We start from the raw sequence: 14,364 nt of genomic DNA, 5'->3' as shown, positions 1-14,364 counted from the left end.
ACGACCTGGCCAGGGAGTAGCCGCATGGATGTCGCCGCGCGTATCGAGGCCAGCCTCGCGGACGCCGTCCTTCTCGCGGAGGCGGCCGGCGCGCCGCCGCGCCTCGCCGCCGCCATGCGCCACGCCGTCTTTCCCAGGGGTGCGCGCATACGCCCGCGGCTGACGCTGGCCGTCGCCGGTGCCTGCGGGGACGACAAGCCTGCCTTGGCCTCCGCCGCCGCCGCCGCGATCGAGCTGCTGCACTGCGCGAGCCTGGTGCATGACGACATGCCCTGCTTCGACGACGCGGAGACGCGGCGCGGCAAGCCGAGCGTCCACCGGGCCTATGGCGTGCCGCTGGCGGTGCTGGCCGGCGATGCGCTGATCATCCTGGCCTTCCAGACCCTGTCGCGTGCCGCGCCCTGCGCGCCCGAGCGCCTCGGTCTCGTGCTGGCCGCGGTCGGGGATGGCGTCGGCGTCCCCTTCGGCATCGTCGCTGGCCAGGCCTGGGAATGCGAGCCCGCCGTGGATCTGTCGGAATACCAGCGCCAGAAGACCGGCGCCCTGTTCGCCGGCGCCTGCGTCGCCGGGGCCGCCGCGTCCGGCCATGCCGAGCCCGAGGCCTGGCGCCTGCTCGGCGATCGGCTGGGCGAGGCCTATCAGGTCGCCGACGACCTCCGCGACGCCGTGGAGACCGAGGAAAGCCTCGGCAAGCCTGTCGGTCGCGACGTGGTGCTCGGCCGTCCCAGCGCGGTGCAGGAATTCGGTCTGGACGGCGCCGTCGCCCGCCTGCGCCGCCTCAGCGAGGCCGCGGTCGCCGCCATCCCGGCCTGCCCGGGCCAGGCCATGCTGCGCGCCCTGATGCTGCAGGAAGCGCAGCGCCTGGTGCCCCGGAAGTTCGCCACCGCGGCATGAGTGCCACGACGGGCATCGCGTCGGTGCCCTCCTGGCGCGACCGGTTCCGCGCCTGGCGCGAGGGCCTGACCGCCTCGCCAGGCTTCCGCCGCTGGGCGGCGGGCTTCCCGCTCACGCGGCCCTATGCCCGCAAGCGCGCGCGCGCGCTCTTCGATCTCTGCGCGGGCTTCGTCTATTCGCAGGTTCTCTTCGCCTGCGTCCGGCTGCGCCTGTTCGACCACCTCCAGCAGGGCCCGGTCGAGGAAGCACGCCTGGCGCAGCTGCTCGACCTGCCACATGAGGGCGCGTTGCGCCTGCTGCGCGCAGCGGCGGCGCTGGACCTCGTCACCTGCCGGGATGACGGGCGCTGGGCGCTCGGGCCGCTCGGCGCGGCCATGATCGGCAATCCCGGCATCGCGGCGATGGTGGAGCACCACGCGCTGCTCTACGCCGACCTCGCTGACCCCGTCGCACTGCTGAAGCGTCCGCGCGGCGGGAACGCGCTGTCGGGCTACTGGGCCTACTCGGGCAACGATGGCGCCTCGGCGCTCGGCCGCGACTCCACCCACGACTACACCGCCCTGATGGCGGCCTCCCAGCCCATGGTGGCCGAGGAGATCATCGCCGCCTACGACTTCCGCCGGCATCGCTGCCTGCTCGACATCGGCGGCGGCAGCGGGGCCTTCCTCGCGGCGGTCGCGGCTGCCGCGCCCGACCTCCGGCTGATGCTCTTCGACCTGCCCGCCGTCGCCGAGCAGGGCAGGGAGCGTTTCCAGCGCCTGCGACTCGACGGCCGTGCGACGACGCATGGCGGCGACTTCACGCGGGATCCTTTCCCGACCGGTGCCGACCTCGTCAGCATCGTCCGCGTGCTGCACGACCATGACGACGAGGTCGTCATGGCGCTGCTCCGCCGCGTCCGCGACGCGCTGCCGCCCGGCGGTCGCCTGCTGGTCGCGGAGCCCATGTCCGGCACTGCCGGCGCCGAGCCCGCCGGCGACGCCTATTTCGGGTTCTACCTTCTCGCCATGGGCCGCGGCCGGCCGCGCACGCCGGCCGAGCTGCAGGCGATGCTTGCGGCGGCAGGCTTCGCGACATCGCGCCTGCTGCCCACCCACACGCCGCTGCTGACACGCGTCATCGTGGCCGATATCGCGCCGGCCTGACAAATGACTGTCAGTTTTGCTTGACATAAAACGCTGTCAGGCTACCCTGACGTTTCGGAGGGACACCCTGGAAATCGTGGATACGCTCGCTGTCGTCCTCGAAGCACCCGAACGGCTTGCCCTCAGCAGGCTGGAGCTTGTCGCCCCTGGTGATGGAGACGTCATCGTCGACGTCGAATGGAGCGGCATCAGCACCGGCACGGAGCGCCTGCTCTACACCGGCCGCATGCCGCCCTTCCCGGGCATGGGGTACCCGCTGGTCCCGGGCTACGAATCCGTTGGCCGCGTGACACAGGCCGGCCCGCAGGCATCGCGCAGGATCGGCGAGCGTGTCTTCGTTCCCGGCGCGCGCTGCTTCGGTCCGGTGCGTGGCCTCTTCGGCGGTGCCGCGCAGCGCCTGGTCGTCGCGGCCTCGAAGGCGGTGCCGCTCGACGAGGAGCTCGGCGAGAACGGCGTGCTGATCGCGCTGGCCGCGACCGGCCATCATGCGATTGCGCCGGGCGACGTGCCGCCCGACCTCATCGTCGGCCACGGCGTGCTGGGTCGGCTGATCGCGCGCATCGTCGTCGCGATGGGCGCACCGCCGCCGGTGGTGTGGGAACTCAATCCCGCGCGGGCCGGTGGCGCGAAGGGCTACCAGGTTCTCTCACCCGACGATGATCCGCGCCGCGACTACCGCTGCATCTGCGACGTCAGCGGCGACTCCACGATCCTGGACACGCTGGTGCAGCGCCTGGCGCCGGGCGGCGAGATCGTGTTGGCCGGCTTCTACAGCGCGCCGCTCTCCTTCTCCTTCCCGCCGGCCTTCATGCGCGAAGCCCGCATCCGCATCGCCGCGGAATGGCGCGAGCCCGACCTGGTCGCGGTGCGCCGGCTGCTCGGCGAAGGGCGCCTGCCGCTGGATGGCCTGGTGACGCATCGCCGCGACTTCGCCTCGGCGTCGGAGGCGTATCGCACGGCCTTCGAGGATCCTGGGTGCCTGAAGATGGTCCTCGACTGGAGAGACTGCCAATGAACGCGCCCGCCGGATTCCAGCCGAACCGAGACCCCCAGGCCAGCATGGCCGATGCGCTGCGCGAAGAGGCCGCGCAGGGCCCCGAACCCGTGCACACCGAGCCCGCGAAGAAACAGACGCAGATCATCGCGATCTACGGCAAGGGCGGCATCGGCAAGTCCTTCACGCTGGCCAACCTCAGCTACATGATGGCGCAGCAGGGCAAGCGCGTGCTGCTCATCGGCTGCGACCCGAAGAGCGACACGACGTCGCTGCTGTTCGGCGGCAAGGCCTGCCCGACCATCATCGAGACCTCGTCCCGCAAGAAGGCCGCCGGCGAGCCCGTCGTGATCGGCGATGTCTGCTTCAAGCGCGACGGCGTCTTCGCCATGGAGCTCGGCGGGCCTGAGGTCGGCCGCGGCTGCGGCGGGCGCGGGATCATCCACGGCTTCGAGCTGCTGGAGAAGCTCGGCTTCCACGAATGGGATTTCGACTTCGTCCTGCTGGACTTCCTGGGTGACGTGGTGTGCGGCGGCTTCGGCCTGCCGATCGCGCGCGACATGTGCCAGAAGGTCATCATCGTCGGCTCGAACGACCTGCAGAGCCTCTACGTCGCCAACAACGTCTGCTCGGCGGTGGAGTATTTCCGCAAGCTCGGCGGCAATGTCGGCGTCGCCGGCCTGGTGGTGAACAAGGACGACGGCACGGGTGAGGCCGCGGCCTTCGCCCAGGCCGCCGGCATTCCGGTGCTCGCCGCGATCCCCGCCAACGAGGACATCCGCAGGAAGTCCGCGAATTACGAGATCGTCGGCCGCCCCGGCGGCGAATGGGCCCCGCTGTTCGAGGCACTGGGCGTCCAGGTTTCCGAAGCACCGCCGCTTCGTCCGACGCCGCTGACCCAGGAAGGGCTGCTCGGCCTTTTCAAGGGCGACGTGGTCGGCCGCAACGTGGTGCTCCAGCCCGCGAGCCAGGACGACATGCGGGCCGCCGGCGCCGTGACCAAGCCCTCCCTCGAAGTGGTCTACGAGGGCGCCTGAGGTGGACACGCTTCCCCCCACCACCGCGCCGCCCGTCGAGGGATCCGGCTGCCACGGCGGCCGGGAGACGCTGGAGGCTGCCGCGCGTGCGGCCGGCAAATCGGAGACGATGGATCGTCTCGCCAAGGACTATCCGCGCGGCCCGCACGACCAGCCGCAGAGCATGTGCCCGGCCTTCGGGTCCCTGCGCGTCGGCCTGCGCATGAAGCGGGTCGCGACCATCCTCTCGGGCAGTGCCTGCTGCGTCTACGGCCTGACCTTCACGAGCCACTTCTACGGCGCGCGGCGGACCGTGGGCTACGTGCCCTTCAATTCCGAGACGCTCGTCACCGGCAAGCTCTTCGAGGACATCCGCGACGCGGTGCATGAGATCGCGAAGCCCGAGGATTACGACGCCGTCGTCGTGACCAATCTCTGCGTGCCCACGGCCTCCGGCGTGCCGCTGGAGCTGCTGCCGAAGCAGATCGACGGCGTGCGCATCATCGGCATCGACGTGCCGGGCTTCGGCGTACCGACGCATGCGGAAGCCAAGGACGTGCTGTCGGGTGCCATGCTGCGCTACGCGCGGCTCGAGGCCGAGGCCGGCCCGGTCGCGCGCCCGCGCAACCTGGTGGAGGGCGAGCGCACCATCGCTCTGATCGGCGAGCTCTTCCCCGCCGACCCAATGGGCATCGGCGCGCTGCTGGCGCCGATGGGCCTGGGCCTCGCGCCGCAGACGCCGGCGCGGGAATGGCGCGATCTCTACGCCGCGCTGGATGCGGCGGCGGTGGCGGCGATCCATCCCTTCTACACCGCCTCAATCCGCGAGTTCCGCGCCGCCGGGCGGCCGGTGGTGGGTTCGGGCCCCGTCGGCGTCGAAGGCACAGCGTCCTGGATGGACGCGATCGCCCGGGCGGCCGATGTGCCCGCAGCGATGCTGGATGCGGCCAAGGCCCGCATGCTGCCCGCGATCAAGGGCGCGCTCGCCGCCGCGCCGATCAAGGCGCGCATCACCGTCTCGGGCTATGAGGGCAGCGAGCTGCTGGTCGCGCGGCTGCTGAGCGAGGCCGGCGCCGAGGTGCCCTATGTCGGCACGGCCTGCCCGCGGACCGAATGGTCGGACCCCGACCGCGAATGGCTGGAAGCACGCGGTACGCATGTGCAGTACCGCGCGAGCCTTGAGAACGACGTCCATGCGATGCTGGATGCGAAGCCCGATCTCGCGCTCGGCACCACGCCGCTGGTGCAGAAGGCAAAGGAGCTCGGCATCCCCGCACTGTATTTCACCAACATGGTGAGCGCCCGCCCGCTCTTCGGGCCGGCGGGCGCGGGCTCCATGGCCGGGATCGTCGCCGCGCAGACCGGCGGGCGCGAACGCTTCGCCCGCATGGTGTCCTTCTTCGAAGGCGTCGGCACGCCGGATGGTGCGGGCTACGGCTTCAAGGACAAGCCGCAGGACCCGCCGGGCTTCCGCGACCGCCAGAAGAAGCTCCGCCTTGCCAAGGCGAAAGCCGAAGAAGCAGTGGGCACGTAGCGCCATGCTCGTCCTCGACCACGATCGCGCCGGCGGATACTGGGGGGCGATCTACGCCTTCTCGGCGATCCGCGGCCTGCGCGTGGTGATCGACGGCCCCGTCGGCTGCGAGAACCTGCCGGTGACCGCGGTGCTGCACTACACCGACGCGCTGCCGCCGCACGAGCTGCCGATCGTCGTGACCGGCCTGGACGAGGACTCGCTGAGCCAGAACGGCACCGAGCCGAACCTGCGCCGCGCCGCGGCGACGCAGGATCCGGACCTGCCGGCCGTCGTCGTCACGGGCTCGATCGCCGAGATGATCGGCGGCGGCGTGACGCCGCAGGGCAGCAACCTGCAGCGCTTCATCTGCCGCACCATCGACGAGGACCAGTGGCAGGCCGCGGACCGGGCCATCATGTGGCTCTGGACGGAGTTCGGCGCGCGCGGGCGCAAGATGCGGGCGCGCAACCCCAAGCTCGGGCCGACGCCGCGCGTCAACATCATCGGGCCGATCTACGGCACCTTCAACATGCCGTCCGACCTGGCCGAGATCCGCCGCCTGGTCGAAGGCATCGGTTGCGAGGTGAACCTGGTCTTCCCGCTCGGCAGCCATGTCGAGGACATCGCGAAGCTGCCCGACGCGGACGTCAACATCTGCATGTACCGCGAGTTCGGCCGCAAGCTCTGCGAGGAGCTGGACCGGCCCTGGCTGCGCGCGCCGATCGGCCTGTTCGCGACGACCAACTTCCTGCGCAAGCTCGGCGAGCTCACCGGCCTCGACCCCGAGCCCTTCATCGAGCGCGAGAAGCACACGACGATCAAGCCGCTCTGGGATCTGTGGCGGTCGGTGACGCAGGACTTCTTCGCCTCCGCGTCCTTCGCCGTGGTCGCGACGGAGACCTACACGCGGGGCCTGCAGCGCTTCCTCGGCGAGGAGATGGGCGTGCCCTGCGCCTTCGCCTTCGCGCGCAAGGCCGGCGAAAAGCCCGACAACGCCGCGGTGCGCGACGCCATGAAGAAGTCGCCGCCGCTGGTGCTCTTCGGCTCCTACAACGAGCGGATGTACGCCGCCGAGCTGCGGTCCCGCGCGATGTACATCCCCGCGAGCTTCCCGGGTGCGATCATCCGGCGCGCCACCGGCACGCCCTTCATGGGCTACGCCGGCGCGACCTACGTCGTGCAGGAATACTGCAATGCGTTGTTCGACGCGTTGTTTCACATCCTGCCCCTGGGGACGGATCTCGACAGGGTGGAGGCGACGCCCGCGCGGACGCCGGAGCCCTGGGACGAGGATGCGCTGCGCATCCTCGACGATCGCGTGGAGGCGGAGCCCTTCCTGCTCCGCATCTCCGCCGCGAAGCGCCTGCGCGAGCAGGTGGAGAAGGCCGCACGCACTGCTGGGGAGCAGCGCGTCACAGCGGACCGTGTCACGGCGACACTGGCGGAGAGTGTCGCATGAGCATGGCCCTTGGACGATGGCGGAGCATGAGGTCGGCGCAGCTGCGCCGCATGCCGAGTCGGGGGAGCACCCGCGCGCCGATCCCGCGCGCACGGCGCTCTCCAGCGAATCCCTCGCCTGGTGCGTGTCCGGCCTGCGGGCCGGATCTGTATCGAGCGCGGGTGCGCCATGGCGGTTCGCCGCCTGGCAACCCGGCCGCGCGGGCTCTGCGCGGTAACGGCCGAAAGGCCAATAGGAGGCTCGAAGGATGGCCGAAGGTTCACGGACCGGCCTGACCGAGGGCGAAGCACGGGAAATCCACCGCCTGCTGATCCAGGGCTGGGCTTTCTCTGTCTTCGCATCGATGGGCGCCCACATCCTGGTGTGGCTGTGGCGTCCGCTTGTCTACGCGGGCCAGACGGTGCCGCCGGACTGGCGCTTCTTCTAACCCTGAACGAAGGAGAGCAAGTCCATGCACAAGATCTGGATGGTGGTTGACCCGCGACGCTCGCTGTTCCTGGCGATGATCGCGGTCATTGCCGTGGCGACGATCATTCACTTCGTCGTCATGAGCTCGCCCCGCTACTGCGATCACTGGGGCTGGTGCGCGACGTCGCCGACCTTCACGCCGGGCCAGCCCGTCGGAAGGTAGCGGCAGTCGCCGATGTCGACCCGCGACAGTGGGCGAGGATCGATCGATCCCGCGGCGCCGGCTGCATCCCCGCGATGCAGCGACGCCGCGGCAAGGCGGGCCTCGCCCGCTGTCCGGGACGACGAATGGGTTAGGCAGGTCGTTGCCTGGCCAGGATGGGAGCTCAATCCATGGCAATGCTGACCTTTGAACAGAAATACCGGGTCCGCGGCGGCACGCTGGTGGGCGGCGACCTCTTCGACTTCTGGATCGGGCCCTTCTGGGTCGGGTTCTTCGGGGTCACCACCGCGTTCTTCACCGCGGTCGGCGTCGCGCTGATCTGCATGGGGGCGGCCATCCAGGGGACGTGGAATCCCTGGCTGATCAACATCGCCCCGCCGGACCTCGCCTATGGCCTGCGCCTCGCGCCGATGCGCGAAGGCGGCCTGTGGCAGTGGATCACTTTCTGCGCCGTCGGCGCGTTCGTCTCATGGACGCTTCGCCAGGCGGAGATCTCCCGCAAGCTCGGCATGGGCTACCACGTGCCCGTCGCCTACAGCTTCGCGGTCTTCGCCTACATCACGCTGGTGATCATCCGCCCGCTGCTGATGGGCGCCTGGGGGCACGGTTTCCCCTACGGCATCTGGAGCCACCTCGATTGGGTGTCGAACGTCGGCTACCAGCATCTGCACTTCCACTACAACCCCGCGCACATGATCGCCATCACCTTCTTCTTCACGACGGTGCTCGCGCTCTCGATGCACGGCGGCCTGGTGCTCTCAGCCGCGAACCCTGGGAAGGGCGAGGTGATGAAGAGCGCCGAGCACGAGAACACCTACTTCCGCGACCTGATCGGCTACTCCATCGGCACGCTGGGCATCCATCGGCTCGGCCTGTTCCTCGCCCTCTCGGCGGCCTTCTGGAGCGCGATCTGCATCGTGATCAGCGGTCCGTTCTGGACCCGCGGCTGGCCCGAGTGGTGGGGCTGGTGGCTCAACCTGCCGATCTGGCCGCACCGCTAGGCCAGGGGAGGGACCGATGACAGCCTTCGTCCACTACCAGAACATCTTCACCCGCATCCAGGTGCGCCCGCCGGAGGCCTATCCCGGCACGCATCTCGGGCCAGGCGATTCGAACCGCGAGGGAACGCCGCGCTTCCATCACCTGTTCGGCCGTTTCGGCGACTCGCAGGTCGGGCCCATCTACCTCGGCTACCTCGGCGTGCTGTCCATCTTCGCGGGCAGCATCGCGATCTGCATCATGGGCCTGAACATGCTCGCCTCGGTGCGGTGGGACATCTTCGAGTTCATCCGCCAGCTGCCCTGGCTCGCGCTCGAGCCGCCGGCGGCGAAGTGGGGGCTGAAGGTGCCGCCACTGCGCGAGGGCGGGTGGTGGATCGTCGCGGGCTTCTTCCTGACGATCTCCATCCTGCTGTGGTGGGCGCGCACCTACCGCCGCGCGCGCCAGCTCGGCATGGGCACCCATGTCGCCTGGGCCTTCGCCGCGGCGATCTGGCTTTACCTGGTGCTCGGCTTCATCCGACCGCTGGCGATGGGCTCCTGGAGCGAGGCGGTGCCCTTCGGCATCTTCCCGCATCTCGACTGGACCGCGGCCTTCTCGATCCGCTACGGGAACCTCTTCTACAACCCGTTCCACGCGCTCTCGATCGTCTTCCTCTACGGCTCCACGCTGCTCTTCGCGATGCATGGCGCCACGATCCTGGCGCTCGGCCGCTACGGCGGCGAGCGTGAGCTCGAGCTGATCGCGGATCGCGGCACGGCGGCGGAGCGCGGCGCCCTCTTCTGGCGCTGGTGCATGGGCTTCAACGCCAGCTTCGAGAGCATCCATCGCTGGGCCTGGTGGTTCGCGGTGCTGTGCCCGCTCACCGGCGGCATCGGCATCCTGCTGACGGGCACCGTCGTGGACAACTGGTACCTCTGGGCGGTCGAGCGCCACTTCGCGCCCTCCTACCCGCAACTCTGGGCGCCGGTCCTCGACCCCGCCCTGACCGCAGGAGCCGCCCGATGAGGTCCATCAAGCTCAGTTGGACGGCTCAGGCCGGCATCGTCATCGCCGGCCTGCTGGTCCTGCTGCTCGTCGTCACCACCTTCGAACGGCCGCCGGTCCGCAGCACGCAGAACGGCTTCCGCGGCACGGGGATGGAGCAGCTGCAGAACCCGCGCACCGCCCGCCTGGCGGTCGCGCGCAACCAGGTGCCGGAGGCCCCTCCCGAAGCCGACACCGAGGGCGACAAGGCCTCCGCGCAGTTCCAGAACGTCCAGGTTCTGGGCGATCTGAGCAGCGCGCAGTTCCTGCGCATCATGGTGGCGATGACGGAATGGGTCGTGCCCCAGGCCGTCCGCGACGCCGGTAATGGCTGCAACTACTGCCACAATCCCGAGAACATGGCCTCCGACGAGGTCTACACGAAGGGCGTGGCGCGGCGGATGCTGCAGATGACCCGTACGGTGAACGCGGACTGGTCGACCCACGTCGCCCAGACCGGCGTCACCTGCTACACCTGCCATCGGGGCCAGCCGGTGCCGGCCTATTCGTGGTCGACGCCGACCTCGGACAACCGCGCCGGCATGGTCGGCCCGACCGGGCAGAACCACCCGACGGCCGCGATCAACTACAGCTCGCTGCCCTATGATCCCTTCACGCCGTTCCTGCTGAACGACCAGCCGATCCGCGTGCAGGCCACCACCTGGCATCCGGGCACGGACACCAGCAACGTGCAGAGCACCGAGTGGACCTATGCGCTCATGACCCACATGTCGCAGGGCCTCGGGGTGAACTGCACCTTCTGCCACAACAGCCGTGCCTGGGGTAACTGGGCGCAGAGCCCGCCGCAGCGGCTGACGGCCTGGCATGGCATCCGCATGGTGCGGCAGCTGAACCACGACTACATCCAGCCGCTGACGCCGGTCTTCGCGGCCAATCGCCGTGGCCCCGCCGATGGCCCGCACACCGCTCGTGTCGGCCCGCAAGGCGATGCGCTGAAGGCGAACTGCGCGACCTGCCACCAGGGTGCGAACCGTCCGCTGCTCGGCGCGCCGATGCTGCGGGACTATCCGGAGCTCAACCTGGTCAGCCGCAATCCGCTGCGGACCAGCGAGGCCGCTCCGGCCACCGGGGCCGCCCGCAACTAGCGTGTCCCGTCGGGCGACAAGGCGTCGGCCGGCATGCCCTTGCCAGGGTGTGCCGGCCGAGTCTTTTTTCACCCGTGACGTCGCTTACCGCCTATGGCGGATTGTTCGCCGCCGCGCTCGGCGCGGCCTCCATCCTGCCGATGCAGTCCGAGCCCGTGTTCGTCGCGCTGCTGCTGTTCGGCGACCAGCCGGCCTGGGCGCTGGTGCTGGTGGCCAGCGTCGGGAACACGCTGGGCTCCTGCCTGAACTGGCTGCTCGGCCGCTGGATCGAGCATTACCGCGACCGGCGCTGGTTTCCCGTGAAGCCCGAGCAACTCGCCAAGGCCGAGGCCTGGTACCGGCGCTGGGGCAAGTGGTCGCTGCTGCTAAGCTGGGCGCCGATCATCGGCGACCCGCTGACCGTCATTGCGGGCGTGCTGCGCGAGGATTTCTGGGTCTTCCTGGCCCTCGTCGCGATTGCCAAGACCGGCCGCTACGTCGCGCTCGCGCTGGTCACGCTCGGCTTCTTCTGAACCGCCGCGTGCCGGCGGGAGAGGTGTCATGCTGGATTCGATGAGCGATCCGCGCCCGCATGCCGTGGTGGTCGGCGCGGGCTTCGGCGGCCTCGCCGCCGCCGCGCGACTCGGCGCGCGCGGCTGGCGCGTGACGGTGGTCGAGAAGCTCGATGCGCCGGGCGGCCGCGCCTATGTCTTCCGGCAGGACGGCTTCACCTTCGACGCCGGCCCTACCATCATCACCGCGCCCTACCTGCTGGAGGAGCTCTGGGACCTCTGCGGCCGGCGGATGGCCGACGACGTGACGTTGCGCGCGATTGATCCGTTCTACCGCATCCGCTTCGACGATGGCGACGTCATGTCCTGCTCCGCCGATCCCGAGGCGACGCGGGCCGAGATCGCGCGCATCGCGCCGGAGGACCTGGCCGGCTTCGACCGCTTCATGCGAGATTCCGAGGCGATCTACCGCGTCGCCTTCGGCGAGCTCGCGGACAAGCCCTTCCACAGGATCGCGACCCTGCTGCGCGCCGCGCCGGCGATGATCCGGCTGCAGGGCTACCGCACGGTCTTCGGCAAGGTCGGCGACTACTTCACCAATCCGAAGCTGCGGGTCGCCTTCAGCTTCCACCCGCTGCTGATCGGCGGGAATCCCATGACCACCACGGCCTATTACTGCCTGATCGCCCACCTCGAACGCATGCATGGCGTGCACTACGCCATGGGCGGGATGGGCGCGCTGGTGAAGGGGATCGTCGGGCTGATCGACGGTCTTGGCGGCTTCGTGCGCTGCAACACGGAGGTCGAGGAGATCCTGGTGGAAGGCGGCCGCGCGGCCGGCGTGCGGCTTGCGTCGGGCGAGCGCATCCGTGCCGACATCGTGGTCTCCAACGCCGATGTCGGCTGGACCTATTCGAAGCTGCTGTCGAAGCAGCCGCGCCGCCGGTGGACCGACCGCAGGGTGGGCCGCGCGCGATATTCCATGAGCCTCTTCGTCTGGTACTTCGGCACGAACCGCCGCTTCGACGACGTCTACCACCACACCATGGTGCTGGGCCCGCGCTACGAGGGACTGCTGAAGGACATCTTTACGCGCAAGCACCTGGCGGACGATTTCTCGCTCTACCTTCACCGGCCTTCGATGACCGATCCGTCGCTGGCGCCGGAGGGCTGCGATGCCTTCTACGTGCTCTCGCCCGTGCCGCATCTCGGCAGCGGCGTGGACTGGAGCGAGCGCGCCGAGCCCTATCGCGCCGCGATCGAGAAGCGGCTGGAGGAGACGGTGATGCCGGGCCTGAGCGGCTCCATCGTCACGTCGCGCATGATGACGCCGCAGGATTTCCGCGACCGTCTGCTGTCGGTGAACGGCGCGGCCTTCTCGCTGGAGCCGCAGCTCTTCCAGTCCGCCTGGTTCCGCCCGCACAACCGGAGCGAGGAGGTGGAGGGCCTGTTCCTCGTCGGCGCCGGTACCCATCCCGGCGCGGGCGTGCCGGGCGTGATCAGCTCCGCGCGAATCCTGGACCAGTTGGTGCCCGAGGGCGTGGCCTACCGGCGGTAGCCACGCCTCATGCGGGCGCGGCGACCCTCACCGCGCGCCGGACCGACCCTGCCAGGTCCTCCATTACCCGCGCCGCCGCGAGCCGCCCGGACATCGCCGCCATCGGGATGCCCGCGCCCGGATGCACCGATCCTCCGGCGGCGTAGAGCCCTGGCAGGTTCGTCACACCGCCCGGCCGCGCGAAGGTCCCCATGGCGCCATGCCCCGCACGGCCGTACAGCGCGCCGCCACTGGCCGGGAACAGCCTGTCGAAGCCGGTCGGCGTCGTCGGTGTCGCTTCGCCCTCCTTCAGGTCCAGCCGCAGCCCGCAGGCCTCCAGCAGCGCCACCGTCCGGCGCGCGAGGTCCGGCACGTCCTGCCCGATGTCGCGCGTGTCGCCATCGGCCGGCGCGTTGATCAGCAGAAGCAGGCGCTCAGCCTCGCCTTCTGCCACATCGCCGATGCCGCGGTCCTGCGCGCAGAGGTAGACCGTCGGTGCCGCGCAGATGGCGCGCCGCCGGAACACCGCGTCGAACTCCTCGGCGTAGTCCTCGGCGAAGAAGACGTTGTGGTGCAGCAGGGGGAAGCCCGTGGTCGCGACCTCCGCGCACCAGGTCACCGCGGACAGCGACCGCGCCGCGTCCGGGGTATCCGGCGCCGCGCGCCGCGCGCCCTGGCCCAGCATCCCGCGCGCGAGCGCTGCGATGTCGCCGTTGAAGACGACGGCGTCGGCCTCGATCTCCTCGCCTTCCGCCAGGCGCACGCCGCGGGCGCGGCCGTCGCGCACCAGGATCTCCGCGACATGCGCGCCGAAGTGGAAGCGCGCGCCCTGGCGCTCGGCCAGCCCCTGCAGCGCGCGGGCGACCTGGACCATGCCCCCATTCACCAGCCAGACGCCGTCCTGCTCGACATGAGCGATCAGCATCAGCGTCGCCGGCGCCAGGAAAGGCGAGCAGCCCGTATAGGTTGCGTAGCGCCCGAAAAGCTGCCGCAGCCGCGGGTCGCGAAAATGGTCGCGCAGCGCCGACCACAGCGACCGCCACGGCGTCGTGCGCCACAGCGCGTCCAGCCGACCCCAGCCCACGCGCCGCACGAGCTCGAGCGGCGACGGCCGCTCCGCCGCCATGAAAGACCCGACCAGCGTGTGATGGATGTCTGCGCTGCGGGCGACGAAGTCGCGATAGCCCTGCGCCTCGGCCGCGCCCGCGAAGTCGCCGATCGCGTCCGCGGATCGCGCGACATCGGCAAACAGGTCCAGCCGGCCGCCGGCGCGCCAGGCATGCCGCGCCAGGGTCTCCGCCTCGTGCAGATCCAGCGCATCCCCGATCCGCTCGCCCGCATCGGCGAAGAGGCCTTCGAAGATCCAGCGCATGGTGAAGACGGTCGGGCCGGCATCCACGCCGCGCAGCTGACGCATCTTGCCGCCCGCGGCGCTGGCGCGTTCCAGAACGATCACCTCGGCCCCGCGGCGCGCCAGGTCCACCGCGGCCGCCAGCCCGCCCATCCCCGCGCCGATGACCACCACGCGGTCGCGCCGGCGGGTCACCGGT

At 70.3% G+C, this 14,364-nt stretch carries 14 protein-coding genes; 13 read left to right on the top strand and 1 reads right to left on the bottom strand.

What is annotated here, in order from left to right; genetic code table 11:
• Positions 1-24: 24 nt before the first annotated feature.
• The 13 genes from ACLF3M_RS10165 (at position 25) to ACLF3M_RS10105 (ending at position 12,835) form a co-directional block, all read left to right on the top strand.
• Positions 25-894: a polyprenyl synthetase family protein gene (locus tag ACLF3M_RS10165; RefSeq protein WP_430656802.1), complete on the top strand. Its 870-nt coding sequence runs from the start codon at positions 25-27 to the stop codon at positions 892-894.
• Positions 891-2,039, top strand: a complete 1,149-nt coding sequence (locus ACLF3M_RS10160) for a methyltransferase (protein WP_430656801.1) — start codon at positions 891-893, stop codon at positions 2,037-2,039. Before ACLF3M_RS10165 ends, ACLF3M_RS10160 begins: the two co-directional genes overlap by 4 nt.
• Before the next feature lie 76 nt (positions 2,040-2,115).
• Positions 2,116-3,054: a chlorophyll synthesis pathway protein BchC gene (bchC, locus tag ACLF3M_RS10155; protein ID WP_430656800.1), complete on the top strand. Its 939-nt coding sequence runs from the start codon at positions 2,116-2,118 to the stop codon at positions 3,052-3,054.
• A complete protein-coding gene (locus ACLF3M_RS10150) occupies positions 3,051-4,070 on the top strand; it encodes a chlorophyllide a reductase iron protein subunit X (RefSeq protein ID WP_430656799.1) in 1,020 nt (339 codons plus the stop codon). The genes bchC and ACLF3M_RS10150 overlap by 4 nt, the downstream gene beginning before the upstream one ends.
• A gap of 1 nt (position 4,071) precedes the next feature.
• Complete coding sequence (gene bchY / locus ACLF3M_RS10145) at positions 4,072-5,583, top strand: chlorophyllide a reductase subunit Y (RefSeq protein WP_430656798.1); 1,512 nt, start codon at positions 4,072-4,074, stop codon at positions 5,581-5,583.
• A gap of 4 nt (positions 5,584-5,587) precedes the next feature.
• Positions 5,588-7,024, top strand: coding sequence for a chlorophyllide a reductase subunit Z (bchZ, locus tag ACLF3M_RS10140; RefSeq protein WP_430656797.1), 1,437 nt, complete (start codon positions 5,588-5,590; stop codon positions 7,022-7,024).
• A 247-nt stretch (positions 7,025-7,271) separates the two neighbouring features.
• Entirely contained in the window at positions 7,272-7,451 is a 180-nt protein-coding gene (locus tag ACLF3M_RS10135) for a light-harvesting protein (RefSeq protein ID WP_270933249.1), read from the top strand.
• Between the two features lie 24 nt (positions 7,452-7,475).
• Complete coding sequence (gene pufA / locus ACLF3M_RS10130; protein ID WP_430656796.1) at positions 7,476-7,655, top strand: light-harvesting antenna LH1, alpha subunit; 180 nt, start codon at positions 7,476-7,478, stop codon at positions 7,653-7,655.
• Positions 7,656-7,825: 170 nt separating this feature from the next.
• Positions 7,826-8,656 (top strand): photosynthetic reaction center subunit L, encoded by an 831-nt coding sequence (gene pufL / locus ACLF3M_RS10125; protein WP_430656795.1) that lies wholly within the window; start codon positions 7,826-7,828, stop codon positions 8,654-8,656.
• Between the two features lie 16 nt (positions 8,657-8,672).
• Positions 8,673-9,662: a photosynthetic reaction center subunit M gene (gene pufM / locus ACLF3M_RS10120; protein ID WP_430656794.1), complete on the top strand. Its 990-nt coding sequence runs from the start codon at positions 8,673-8,675 to the stop codon at positions 9,660-9,662.
• Complete coding sequence (gene pufC, locus ACLF3M_RS10115; RefSeq protein ID WP_430656793.1) at positions 9,659-10,786, top strand: photosynthetic reaction center cytochrome PufC; 1,128 nt, start codon at positions 9,659-9,661, stop codon at positions 10,784-10,786. The genes pufM and pufC overlap by 4 nt, the downstream gene beginning before the upstream one ends.
• 74 nt (positions 10,787-10,860) lie before the next feature.
• On the top strand, positions 10,861-11,298 hold the full coding sequence (locus tag ACLF3M_RS10110) for a YqaA family protein (protein ID WP_430656792.1): 438 nt from the start codon (positions 10,861-10,863) through the stop codon (positions 11,296-11,298).
• A 40-nt stretch (positions 11,299-11,338) separates the two neighbouring features.
• Positions 11,339-12,835, top strand: a complete 1,497-nt coding sequence (locus tag ACLF3M_RS10105; protein ID WP_430656791.1) for a phytoene desaturase — start codon at positions 11,339-11,341, stop codon at positions 12,833-12,835.
• Positions 12,836-12,842: 7 nt separating this feature from the next.
• Here ACLF3M_RS10105 and crtD read toward each other — a convergent pair whose 3' ends face one another.
• Complete coding sequence (gene crtD, locus ACLF3M_RS10100; RefSeq protein WP_430656790.1) at positions 12,843-14,360, bottom strand: 1-hydroxycarotenoid 3,4-desaturase CrtD; 1,518 nt, start codon at positions 14,358-14,360, stop codon at positions 12,843-12,845.
• Positions 14,361-14,364 lie beyond the last annotated feature (4 nt).

The organism is Falsiroseomonas sp. HW251, assembly GCF_050563545.1.
Lineage (GTDB): Bacteria > Pseudomonadota > Alphaproteobacteria > Acetobacterales > Acetobacteraceae > Falsiroseomonas.
This window is presented reverse-complemented; position numbering and strand designations above follow the sequence as displayed.

Excerpts from the sequence above, each read along its gene's own strand:
- pufM (WP_430656794.1), top strand. The coding sequence starts at position 8,673 with ATGACAGCCTTCGTCCACTACCAGAACATCTTCACCCGCATCCAGGTG.
- pufA (WP_430656796.1), top strand. The coding sequence starts at position 7,476 with ATGCACAAGATCTGGATGGTGGTTGACCCGCGACGCTCGCTGTTCCTG.
- ACLF3M_RS10165 (WP_430656802.1), top strand. The coding sequence starts at position 25 with ATGGATGTCGCCGCGCGTATCGAGGCCAGCCTCGCGGACGCCGTCCTT.
- pufL (WP_430656795.1), top strand. The coding sequence starts at position 7,826 with ATGGCAATGCTGACCTTTGAACAGAAATACCGGGTCCGCGGCGGCACG.
- ACLF3M_RS10135 (WP_270933249.1), top strand. The coding sequence starts at position 7,272 with ATGGCCGAAGGTTCACGGACCGGCCTGACCGAGGGCGAAGCACGGGAA.
- pufC (WP_430656793.1), top strand. The coding sequence starts at position 9,659 with ATGAGGTCCATCAAGCTCAGTTGGACGGCTCAGGCCGGCATCGTCATC.
- ACLF3M_RS10160 (WP_430656801.1), top strand. The coding sequence starts at position 891 with ATGAGTGCCACGACGGGCATCGCGTCGGTGCCCTCCTGGCGCGACCGG.
- bchZ (WP_430656797.1), top strand. The coding sequence starts at position 5,588 with ATGCTCGTCCTCGACCACGATCGCGCCGGCGGATACTGGGGGGCGATC.
- ACLF3M_RS10105 (WP_430656791.1), top strand. The coding sequence starts at position 11,339 with ATGAGCGATCCGCGCCCGCATGCCGTGGTGGTCGGCGCGGGCTTCGGC.
- ACLF3M_RS10150 (WP_430656799.1), top strand. The coding sequence starts at position 3,051 with ATGAACGCGCCCGCCGGATTCCAGCCGAACCGAGACCCCCAGGCCAGC.